The 9,953-nt window shown below is 62.2% G+C and carries 10 protein-coding genes and 1 rRNA gene; 4 read left to right on the top strand and 7 right to left on the bottom strand.

What is annotated here, in order from left to right; all coding sequences use genetic code 11:
- The 5 genes from ACEQXV_RS02760 to ACEQXV_RS02780 all read right to left on the bottom strand — a co-directional run.
- A 16S ribosomal RNA gene (locus tag ACEQXV_RS02760) occupies positions 1 to 221 on the bottom strand; the annotation flags it as partial.
- Between the two features lie 623 nt (positions 222 to 844).
- Positions 845 to 1,444 (bottom strand): protein-methionine-sulfoxide reductase heme-binding subunit MsrQ, encoded by a 600-nt coding sequence (gene msrQ, locus ACEQXV_RS02765; RefSeq protein ID WP_370253444.1) that lies wholly within the window; start codon positions 1,442 to 1,444, stop codon positions 845 to 847.
- 4 nt (positions 1,445 to 1,448) lie between these two features.
- Positions 1,449 to 1,661, bottom strand: coding sequence for a GDCCVxC domain-containing (seleno)protein (locus ACEQXV_RS02770; protein WP_370253454.1), 213 nt, complete (start codon positions 1,659 to 1,661; stop codon positions 1,449 to 1,451).
- Positions 1,662 to 1,669: 8 nt separating this feature from the next.
- On the bottom strand, positions 1,670 to 2,575 hold the full coding sequence (msrP, locus tag ACEQXV_RS02775; RefSeq protein ID WP_370267782.1) for a protein-methionine-sulfoxide reductase catalytic subunit MsrP: 906 nt from the start codon (positions 2,573 to 2,575) through the stop codon (positions 1,670 to 1,672).
- Positions 2,576 to 2,648: 73 nt separating this feature from the next.
- Positions 2,649 to 4,139, bottom strand: coding sequence for an FMN-binding glutamate synthase family protein (locus ACEQXV_RS02780; RefSeq protein WP_370253448.1), 1,491 nt, complete (start codon positions 4,137 to 4,139; stop codon positions 2,649 to 2,651).
- Positions 4,140 to 4,435: 296 nt separating this feature from the next.
- Between ACEQXV_RS02780 and ACEQXV_RS02785 the strand changes: the two genes are divergently transcribed.
- The 3 genes from ACEQXV_RS02785 to ACEQXV_RS02795 all read left to right on the top strand — a co-directional run bounded on the left by ACEQXV_RS02785 (position 4,436) and on the right by ACEQXV_RS02795 (position 7,225).
- On the top strand, positions 4,436 to 5,968 hold the full coding sequence (locus ACEQXV_RS02785) for a calcium-binding protein (RefSeq protein ID WP_370267783.1): 1,533 nt from the start codon (positions 4,436 to 4,438) through the stop codon (positions 5,966 to 5,968).
- A gap of 217 nt (positions 5,969 to 6,185) precedes the next feature.
- The gene (locus ACEQXV_RS02790) at positions 6,186 to 6,668 is read left to right on the top strand and encodes a fasciclin domain-containing protein (RefSeq protein WP_370253449.1); all 483 of its coding nucleotides are present in this window, start codon (positions 6,186 to 6,188) and stop codon (positions 6,666 to 6,668) included.
- A 65-nt stretch (positions 6,669 to 6,733) separates the two neighbouring features.
- Positions 6,734 to 7,225, top strand: a complete 492-nt coding sequence (locus tag ACEQXV_RS02795; protein WP_370267784.1) for a fasciclin domain-containing protein — start codon at positions 6,734 to 6,736, stop codon at positions 7,223 to 7,225.
- A 73-nt stretch (positions 7,226 to 7,298) separates the two neighbouring features.
- Here the strand turns inward: ACEQXV_RS02795 and ACEQXV_RS02800 are convergent, their stop codons facing one another.
- On the bottom strand, positions 7,299 to 7,886 hold the full coding sequence (locus ACEQXV_RS02800; protein WP_370267785.1) for a hypothetical protein: 588 nt from the start codon (positions 7,884 to 7,886) through the stop codon (positions 7,299 to 7,301).
- 79 nt (positions 7,887 to 7,965) lie between these two features.
- Here ACEQXV_RS02800 and ACEQXV_RS02805 point away from each other — a divergent pair, with 79 nt between their 5' ends.
- Positions 7,966 to 8,541 (top strand): Crp/Fnr family transcriptional regulator, encoded by a 576-nt coding sequence (locus ACEQXV_RS02805; protein WP_370267788.1) that lies wholly within the window; start codon positions 7,966 to 7,968, stop codon positions 8,539 to 8,541.
- A gap of 51 nt (positions 8,542 to 8,592) precedes the next feature.
- Here the strand turns inward: ACEQXV_RS02805 and ACEQXV_RS02810 are convergent.
- The coding region (locus ACEQXV_RS02810; RefSeq protein WP_370267789.1) for an AAA family ATPase at positions 8,593 to 9,953 on the bottom strand (1,361 nt) is incomplete at its 5' end.

Consider the following 9,953-nt stretch of genomic DNA (forward strand, 5'->3'; position numbering starts at 1 on the left):
AACTACCTAATCCAACGCGGGCCGATCCTTCACCGATAAATCTTTCCCCCAAAGGGCGTATGCGGTATTACTCACCGTTTCCAGTGGCTATTCCGCAGTGAAGGGCACGTTCCCACGCGTTACTCACCCGTCCGCCGCTAAGCCCGAAGGCTTCGCTCGACTTGCATGTGTTAGGCCTGCCGCCAGCGTTCGTTCTGAGCCAGGATCAAACTCTCAAGTTGAAAGGCCGTTGCCAGCCTATCCTTGACGTTCGAACCTCTGCACATCTCATCGGGTGGCTAAACCCGATGAAGTCTCTGTTTGCAGATCTTCCAGGATGGAAGGATCCGACAAACAGTGAAGCTGACACCACATCATCGAGGAAAAACCCCTAGTGGCGCGATATACAGACAGTCGATCCGTCGATACGAACCAAACCGCCCACATATCTCTTCAGTCATACAACAATGTCAAAGAGCACAAGAGACAAAATCAACCGAACCGCGCTAACCTAAACCAGCGCCGCTCGCCCGATAAATCCCTCATATCCCGCCTCGTAAACAACCAAGGTCACCCTCAATCACCCCGTCCGGCGAAACCAACAAACGCCGCAGCGCCGCCGGTGAAGGGGTATCTACTGATCCCTGCCGGGACCTGCAAGCGGTTTTTTGACGGATCGATGACATTTTTTGCGAAAGGCGAATATACAAACAAAAACAACTACTTGAAAGCCATCCGCAGGGTGCAGGGCTGGCATGCGGGATAAGTTTCGCAGCTTTACTTGGGGGAAGCAAATCCACCCCTTGCTAGATATGGGGGCTGCGCATCTGCAACCCCCACGATCTCGCTTCGACGCGATAGGGAGCTACGCGACTCGGGGGCGGAGCCAGAGCCAGCGCAAGGCAACGACTCCGATTGCAAGGCCGAGATAGACCAGGGACTGCACGCTCCAGACCTTCTCCTGCATCACGAAATGCAGGCCGCCCAGAACCACCGCCAGGTAGGACAGGCGATGCAGGCGGTGCCAGCGTGGCCCCATGCGCCGGATCGCGGACTTGGTCGAGGTTGCGGCAAGGGGCACCAGCATCAGGAAGGCTGCCATGCCGATGGTGATATAGGGGCGTTCGACGATGTCCCCGGCGATCTGCGCCCAGAGGAAGGACATGTCGAGCGCCAGCCAGGTCAGCAGGTGGAGGCAGACATAGGTGAACCCGAGAAGTCCGAAGGCCCGGCGAAACCTGAGCAGGTTCAGGCCGGCATAGCGGCGCAGCGGTGTCACGAGGAGCGTCGCGATCAGGAACTGAAGCGCGATCACGCCCAGTTCGTGTTCGAGCGCCTCGATGGGTTCCACCCCGAGCCCGCCATTCAGACCCAGCCATAAGAGCCAGCCCGCGGGCACAAGCCCAAGCGGGTAAAGCGGCCATTCCGGCAGGCGGCGCAGGGCCTGGTTCACTCGGTCGATCATGATCCTATCCGCAGCAGGGGCGTCCTGCCTGAATCGGCGGGCAGGGAACCGTTCCATATGAACAAAACACGCAGCAGTCGCCGGGCCGGGGTTTCAGAAGCACCCCGCAACCGCTGCATTCGTAAAACCACTGGCAGGAGTCCGTTGGCATCTGCTCTGTCCGTGCATGTCCGCATTCGGGGCATGTCAGAACAGAGGTCAGTTGGATCCCCGACATCCCGGTCATCAGTAATATTCCGACAGGTCCATGCCCTCGTAGAGCGAGGCGACCTCTTCCTCGTAGCCGTTGAACATGAGCGTGGGAATGCGCCGGGCGAAGAGCCCGCCCCCCACGCGGCGTTCGCTTGCCTGGGACCAGCGGGGATGGTCCACCTGCGGGTTCACGTTGGAATAGAAGCCGTATTCGCGCGGGTTCTGCATGTTCCAGGTCGTCGGCGGTTCCTCGTCGGTCAGGGTGATGCGGACGATCGACTTGATCGACTTGAACCCGTATTTCCACGGCACGACCAGCCGGATCGGGGCGCCGTTCTGGTTGGGCATCGGCTCCCCGTAAAGACCGGTCGCCATCAGGGTCAGGGGATGCATGGCCTCGTCGAGCCGCAGCCCCTCGCGGTAGGGCCATTCCAGGATGGGGCTGCGCTGGCCCGGCATTTCCTCGGGGCGCACAAGCGTTTCGAAGGCCACGTAGCGCGCACCCTCCTGAACGCCGACGCGGGTCAGCAGATCGGCCAGTTCGAACCCGTTCCACGGGATGACCATCGACCAGGCTTCGACACAGCGAAAGCGGTAGATGCGTTCCTCGATGGTCTGGCCGTCCAGGATTTCCGCAAGGCTGTAGGTGCCGGGATTGTCGACCATGCCGTCTATGGTGATCTCCCACGGGTCCGTTGTCAGCATGTGGGCATTTGCGGCCGGATCGGTCTTGCCTGTGCCGAATTCGTAGAAATTGTTGTAGCTGGTGATTTCTTCCCAACTGTTGGGTTCCAGCGCCTCCTGGGCGCGGGCCTGGCCGCCAAGCATCCCGGCACCTAGTATGGCGCCTGTGCCAGCCATAAGCTGGCGGCGGTTGAGAAAGACTGCCTTGGGCGTGACATCCGCCCGGCTCAGGGTGTTCTTCCAGCGATGGGCCATTGCGTCCTCCTGCTACTGCTTGGCGCGAACCTGCCAGACAGATGGGATGCAACAAAGCGAAAGCAGGGGGGCCTCACGTCATTGTTGAAACCACGTTACCACGCGGGAAGACCTCGTTCATCGGCCGAGAGGTGCCATCGGCCATGACCAACCGCACGTGCCGGCGGCGCATCAACCGGGGCTCGGCAACGCCGACGGAATGCGCAATTGTCTCGACTTCCTTGATGATTGCCTTGGCATAGCGTGCCACGCGATCCTCTTTCGCCTCGACGACCAGCCCCTTCTGAAAGCGCGGGTTATGCGTGGTGATCCCGGTCGGGCAGGTGTTCTTGTTGCACTTGAGCGCCTGGATACAGCCCAGGGCAAACATGAAACCTCGGGCAGATGTTACAAAATCGGCCCCGGCGGCCAGCGCCCAGGCAACGTCGCCGGGGTTGACCAGCTTGCCCGAGGCGATCAGCCGGATGCGTTCCTTCAGCCCGTGCCGGTCGCGCAGGTCCGACACCATCAACAGCCCTTCGCGGATCGACATGCCGACGAGATCCATCAACGGCATGGGTGAGGCCCCGGTGCCGCCCTCGCCGCCGTCAAGCGTGATGAAATCCGGGGCGCTGTCTTCGCCGCGCTCGATGATCAGACGAAAAAGTTCCTCGAACGGCTCGGACCCGCCCACGACGGTCTTGATCCCGACGGGTTTGCCCGTGACCTCGCGGATATGGGCCACCATGTCGAGCAGGTCTCCGAAATCATCGATTTCCAGGTGGCGATTGGGCGAAAAGCTGTCATGGCCCATCTCGATGCCGCGGATCTTCGCGATCTCGGGGGTGATCTTCTCGGCGGGCAGAATGCCGCCCTTGCCGGGCTTGGCCCCCTGCGCGAGCTTCAGCTCGAACATCTTCACCGTGTCGTGGGCCGCGATCGCACGCAGCTTGTCGTCGTTCAGGCTGCCATCGGGGTTCTGCACCCCGTACTTGGCAGTCCCGATCTGGAAGACGATGTCGCAGCCGCCTTCCAGGTGGTAGGGCGAGAGCGCCCCCTCGCCCGTGTTCATCCAGATCCCGGCCTTCCTGGCACCGCGCGCAAGGGCCTGCACGGCAGGCTTTGAAATCGCGCCGTAGCTCATGCCGGAGATATTGAAGAACGAGGGCGCCATGTAGGGCTGGCGCGCGGTCGGGCCGATCATCATCGGCTCGGTTGAGGCGAACTGGTCATCGAGCGGCGGAAAGGCCGCGTTCACGAAAATGGGCGTTCCGGGCACGCTCAGATCGCGGGTCGAGCCGAATGCCAGCGTGTTCGATCCGCCCTCGGCGGCATGGTTCACCCAGTGCCTCTGCGCCCGGTTGAACGGCATCTCCTCGCGGTCCATCGCAAAGAAATACTGCCGGAAGAATTCCCCAAGCGCGGTGAAGAGATGACGGAAACGTCCGATGACCGGATAGTTGCGGCGGATCGCGTCATGGGTCTGGAACCGGTCGAGAATGGCCATGACCACAATCGCCAGCACCACGAGACCGATCACCAGCACGAAGACCTGTGCCAGGAAATCCAGCAATCCACCCATCATCGCCGTGCTCCTTCATGTCCGAACCTGCTTGCAGCCAGTCTGCCCATGGCGACCCCGCATGTGCAATGACAGAGCTTACCCGCCGAGGGCTTTCCGGGCGTTCGTTTCCCCATTCACGCCAATACAGACCAAAACACGGAAATTGCCCGTCCAAGGGCAAACAATACGCCACAATTTTGACAAAGTCTTTGATCCAAAGCGCATTTTCCCGTTAGGCTGACAGCAATCAATCAATCTTGAGAGGCATCGCGCAGGCCCGCTGATTTCCAGCGGGGTTAACTTGTGGGGGAAAGCGCATGCCAGTTGGTGGACTTGCTGCGGCTCTCGGTGCCCTGATGGCGGGGACCGGAGCCAACGATACTTTGAACGGAACGGATTTGGACGACACGATCGACGGCCTCGGGGGCGACGATCGCATTTATGGGCTTTTGGGGCATGACCTCCTGTCCGGCGGCCCCGGGCGCGACATGCTGAATGGCGGGGCCGGGAACGATACGCTCGACGGCGGTGACGATAATGACATCCTGCGCGGCAACTCGGGCGATGACGTTCTGATTGGCGGGGGCGGAAACGACCTTGCAACAGGGGCTTCGGGGGCGGACCTCTTCTATGGCGGGGACGGCGACGACACCCTTGAGGGCGATGACGGCGACGACACGCTCTATGGCGAAATGGGCCATGACAGTCTGCTGGGGGGACTCGGTCGCGATATTCTCAATGGCGGCGCAGGGGACGACTGGCTTTCGGGAGGCGATGACAACGACATCCTGCGCGGCAACTCGGGCAATGACAGGATGTTCGGGGATGACGGCAACGACCTGCTTACCGGCGGTTCGGGCAATGACACGCTCTATGGCGGCACCGGGAATGACACGCTCGACGGAGATGACGGCGATGACCGCATCTACGGAGAGCTTGGCAACGATACCCTGACCGGTGGCCTCGGGCGTGACATGCTGAACGGCGGGGCAGGACGGGACTCGCTCGACGGAGGAGATGACAATGACATCCTTCGGGGCAACTCCGACAACGACACCCTGCGCGGGGGCGACGGGAACGACCTGGTCGATGGCGGCAGCGGCGATGACCGGGCCTATGGCGGCACGGGCGACGACACGCTGACAGGCGGGGACGGGCGCGACCGGCTATACGGGGAAATCGGAAATGACCTCATTCAGGGTGGTGCGGGACGCGACATCCTCAATGGTGGCGCGGGCAACGATCTGCTGGAAGGCGGAGACGATCGCGATGTGCTGCGCGGAAATTCCGGCAACGACACCTTGCGAGGAGACGGCGGGGATGACCTGGCCACCGGCGCATCGGGCAACGATTACCTCTATGGCGGTGACGGGAACGATACGCTTGGCGGCGACAGCGGGGCCGACCGGATCTATGGCGAGATCGGCGATGATCTTCTGCAGGGCGGCACGGGCAATGACATGCTGAATGGCGGCGCAGGAAATGACACGCTGCAAGCCGGCGACGACCGGGACATTCTGCGTGGAAGCTCTGGCAACGACTCGCTCGATGGCGGGGCCGGGGACGATCTGGTCGATGGCGGCTCTGGCGCGGACGTGCTGACAGGCGGCGCAGGGGCGGACGAGTTCCTGTTCTGGCAGGATGGCGCGACCGACCGTGTGACCGACTTCACCAGCGGAGAGGACGTGCTGAACATGTCTGCCTTCGGCTATGCCGATTTCGCCAACTTCCAGGCCGATATTGCCTCGACCACCACGGGACCCTCGTCGGTGACCTTCACGATAACCAGCGGCGAGACCTTCGTGATCGAAGGCACCACAAGCCTGCTGGCAGACGATTTCATCTTCTGATGCCGTGACAGAAGAGCCCCGGATCACCGGGTTCGGGGCTCTCTTTCCTTCACGATCCGTCAACTGAACGTGACTGGAAATTGGAAAAGCTCCGGGCTTAGCCCGCTTCCCGCTTTCGGCAAGACCCCCGATCTTCGAATTTCAGCTGCGCCCGTGGTCATCCGGCGCGCGCCCTGCCCCGTATCTCCGGTCACAACCCAACTGCCAGGAGATCACAATGATCCGTCGTAGCTTCCTTGCCGCAACCGCGGCTGTCGCCCTGTCCACCACCGCCTTTGCGGGCGGGCATTCCATGGATATCGTCGATACCGCCGTGGGCGCGGGCACCTTCAACACGCTGGTTGCCGCCGTTCAGGCCGCCGGCCTTGAAGAGACCCTGCGCGGCGAAGGCCCCTTTACCGTCTTCGCCCCCACCGATGACGCCTTTGCCGCCCTGCCCGAGGGCACGGTCGAAAGCCTGCTGATGGAGGAAAACCTCGATCAGCTGGTCGCGATCCTGACCTATCACGTGGTGCCGGGCGCGGTCATGTCGGGCGACCTGTCCGACGGCATGATGGCCACAACCGTTCAGGGCTCTGACATCACCATCGGCACCATGGGCGGCGTGACCGTCAACGGGGCGAATGTCGTCACCGCCGATATCGAAGCCTCCAACGGCGTGATCCATGTGATCGACGCCGTAATCATCCCCGAGATGTAAGGCCCTGCAGGCCCGCCCTCACCAAGGGCGGGCCCCCTGAATTCCAGAAAGGAAGGAGACCCCCCATGAACCGTCGTCAATTCTTCACCGCCACCGCAGGTGCCGCTGCCGCATCGCTGGCAACCCCTGCAATCCTTTCCGCACAATCGGCCACCATCGTCGACCTCGCCATCGCAAAGCCCGACCTGTCCACGCTGGTCACCGCCGTTCAGGCGGCGGGCCTTGTCGATACGCTGGCGGGCCCCGGCAACTTTACCGTCTTCGCCCCCACCAACCGTGCCTTCGAACACCTGCCCCATGGCGTGCTGGACGGCCTGCTGCACGACATCCCCGCGCTGACCAATGTGCTGACCTATCACGTGTCCGGCGCTTACTACCCGGCCTCGGCCATTGTCGGCCAAAGGGGCCGTATCCCGACCGTTCAGGGCGGATATATCCGCGCCAACGGTCAGGGCCATGGCGTCGTGCTGAACCACGCGGCCACCGTCACCACCGCCGACGTGATGGCCTCGAACGGGGTCGTGCACATCATCGACGCCGTGCTTCTGCCGAGCTGAGCCCGGTCCCCTCCGGTTTCGGCAGAAAGAAGCGCCCCGAACGGTGTGATGTTCGGGGCGCTTCAATCCGGGGCTACTCTGCCGCAGGACGCATGCGACGACCGTCGCCCCTCGATACACGTCGTCCCGCAATGGATCGGCGCGCCCACATGACCCCCAACAGCAGTGTCAGCGACACCGCCAGACTGGTCAGCACGGATTTCGCAATCGTGGCTGCACTTGCTGCAAAAACGAGCGGAACAGAAGGGTTTGGCCCGCTCCAGATCATCGCGCAGATGGCAAGATTTTCAGTATAGTCGAACGCGGCAGCGCCGAGCGAAAGCATACCCCCCGCGCGAACGAGCGTGCGGCTTGGCAGTCGTTCCCCGATCCAACAGATCGCCCCCATCAACGTCAGCGCCAGCAGCGCCGGATAGACCGTATCCAGTGGAATCTGATGCGACAGATAATAGGCCCGCCCATCCGCACCTAACGCGTCAAGCAGCATCAGGGCATCCGCGTGGCTATAGCCCAAAGGGCGCATATCGAAGGGGATCAGCCCAGAAACCGCCTCGACATGGGCGAGCGTGACATTGACCATCAGCAGATAGATGGATGCACCCATCACCCCCAGGCCCAGCGTGGCTGGCCCCACATATCTTGCCCGGATTTTGTTTGTCATTTTGTAAACTCCTTGAACATGTGCCAGACATGCCCCCGGACGAAGACCCTCGCATTATCATTTGATAAGGCCCTCCAAGATGGATCTACGGGCGTTTCTTGCGCAATCTCCTGACCTTTCGGATGCGGTCTGCGCAAAGGAATTTGCCGACTTCTGGACGCGCAGGCATCTGCTCAAGGGCGCGCATCTGGCCCGCCAGGAAAAGCCCGAAACGGGCGAATTCATTCTTCTGGACGGACGGCTTGTAAGCAGCATTTGCGATCAGGACGGCAAAGAGGTTTGCGTCGGGTTCTATGTGGGGCCATGCGTTGTCACACCGAACATTGCACGCACGCGCGGCGGCGCATCGCTCGTGTCGATCGTGGCGACAACCGATGCCACGCTTGCGCGGATCGACACTGACCGGCTGTCAGATCTGATGATTTCATCAGAGCCCGTTCGCAACTGGGCCAATGGCATCCTGCGCGAGGCACTCAGCCGCAAGGTTGATCGGGAATGGTGCCTTGCAGCACTTGGCGGGGCTGATCGGCTGGAATGGTTCCGCTCCACCTTCCCCGGTTACGAAGACATCTTTACCCATTCGATGATTGCATCGTTCCTGGGGATCACACCCGTCACAATGAGCCGCCTGCGCACCGGAGACAGGCAAGGTTGATCACGGGACGTCCAAAACAAAAGGCCCCGCATCAGCGGGGCCTTTTCTTCGTCAGTGCACCACGGCGTCATCGGGCTTGGGCCGGTTCGAGGACGACACCCTGTCGCCCACGATCAACCCGTCGGCCCCGGCGCCGACATGCACCGTTTCGCCGTCCTTCACCTCTCCGGCGAGGATCATCTCAGCCAGCGGGTTCTGCAACGCGCGCTGGATCACCCGCTTGAGCGGGCGCGCGCCAAAGACCGGGTCATAGCCCTCGTCGGCCAGCCATTTCTTCGCGCCTTCGTCGAGGTCGAGCGCGATCTTGCGATCGGCAAGACGCTTGTCCAACCGCTTGAGCTGGATCGCCACGATCCCATCCATGTCGGCCCGCGTCAGGCGGTCGAAGATGATGGTCTCGTCCAGGCGGTTCAGGAACTCCGGCCGGAAATGGGCACGCACCGCGTCCATCACGTCGCGCTTGGCGGTGGAACTGTCAGCCCCGTCGGGCAGCTGGCTCAGCGCCTGCGCCCCAAGGTTCGAGGTCAGCACGATGAGCGTCTGCTTGAAATCCACCGTGCGCCCCTGCCCGTCGGTCAGTTGCCCGTCATCGAGCACCTGCAACAACACGTTGAACACGTCAGGGTGCGCCTTCTCGACCTCGTCGAACAAGACAACCTGGTAGGGCCGGCGCCGCACCGCTTCGGTCAGCACGCCGCCCTCGTCATAGCCGACATAGCCCGGAGGCGCGCCGATCAGACGGGCAACGGCGTGTTTCTCCATGAACTCGCTCATGTCGATCCGCACCATCGCCTGATCGTCGTCGAAGAGGTATTCGGCCAGCGCCTTGGTGAGTTCCGTCTTGCCGACGCCAGTGGGCCCAAGCATCAGGAACGAGCCGAGCGGACGGTTTTCGTCCTGCAACCCCGCGCGCGCGCGGCGCACGGCATCGGACACGGCCTTCACGGCCACTTTCTGACCGATCACCCGCTTGCCGATCTCGTCTTCCATGCGCAGCAGCTTTTCGCGCTCGCCTTCCAGCATCTTGGACATCGGGATGCCGGTCCAACGTTCGACCACGGCGGCGATCTGTTCGGGGCGGACGGCCTCTTCGACCATCAACCCGTCATCTTCCTGCGCCTCGGCAGCGGCCAGTTCCTTTTCCAGCCCCGGGATCACCCCGTAGGACAGCTCCCCCGCCCGGGCGAGATTGCCCTCGCGCTTGGCCTGGTCGAGCTCGGCTCGGGCATGGTCGAGCTTTTCCTTCAGCCCGCGGGCCGATTCCAGCTTGTCCCGCTCGGCCTGCCATTGGGCCGTCATTTCCGCCGATTTCTGCTGAAGCTCGGACAGGTCCTTTTGCAGCTTCTCCAGCCGGTCCTTCGAGGCTGCATCATCCTCTTTCTTCAACGCCTCGGCCTCGATCTGCTTTTGCA

Source organism: Nioella sp., assembly GCF_964229645.1.
GTDB lineage: Bacteria > Pseudomonadota > Alphaproteobacteria > Rhodobacterales > Rhodobacteraceae > Nioella.

Excerpts from the sequence above, each read along its gene's own strand:
- ACEQXV_RS02785 (WP_370267783.1), top strand. The coding sequence starts at position 4,436 with ATGCCAGTTGGTGGACTTGCTGCGGCTCTCGGTGCCCTGATGGCGGGG.
- ACEQXV_RS02805 (WP_370267788.1), top strand. The coding sequence starts at position 7,966 with ATGGATCTACGGGCGTTTCTTGCGCAATCTCCTGACCTTTCGGATGCG.
- ACEQXV_RS02780 (WP_370253448.1), bottom strand. The coding sequence starts at position 4,139 with ATGATGGGTGGATTGCTGGATTTCCTGGCACAGGTCTTCGTGCTGGTG.
- msrQ (WP_370253444.1), bottom strand. The coding sequence starts at position 1,444 with ATGATCGACCGAGTGAACCAGGCCCTGCGCCGCCTGCCGGAATGGCCG.
- ACEQXV_RS02790 (WP_370253449.1), top strand. The coding sequence starts at position 6,186 with ATGATCCGTCGTAGCTTCCTTGCCGCAACCGCGGCTGTCGCCCTGTCC.
- msrP (WP_370267782.1), bottom strand. The coding sequence starts at position 2,575 with ATGGCCCATCGCTGGAAGAACACCCTGAGCCGGGCGGATGTCACGCCC.
- ACEQXV_RS02800 (WP_370267785.1), bottom strand. The coding sequence starts at position 7,886 with ATGACAAACAAAATCCGGGCAAGATATGTGGGGCCAGCCACGCTGGGC.
- ACEQXV_RS02795 (WP_370267784.1), top strand. The coding sequence starts at position 6,734 with ATGAACCGTCGTCAATTCTTCACCGCCACCGCAGGTGCCGCTGCCGCA.
- ACEQXV_RS02770 (WP_370253454.1), bottom strand. The coding sequence starts at position 1,661 with ATGTCGGGGATCCAACTGACCTCTGTTCTGACATGCCCCGAATGCGGA.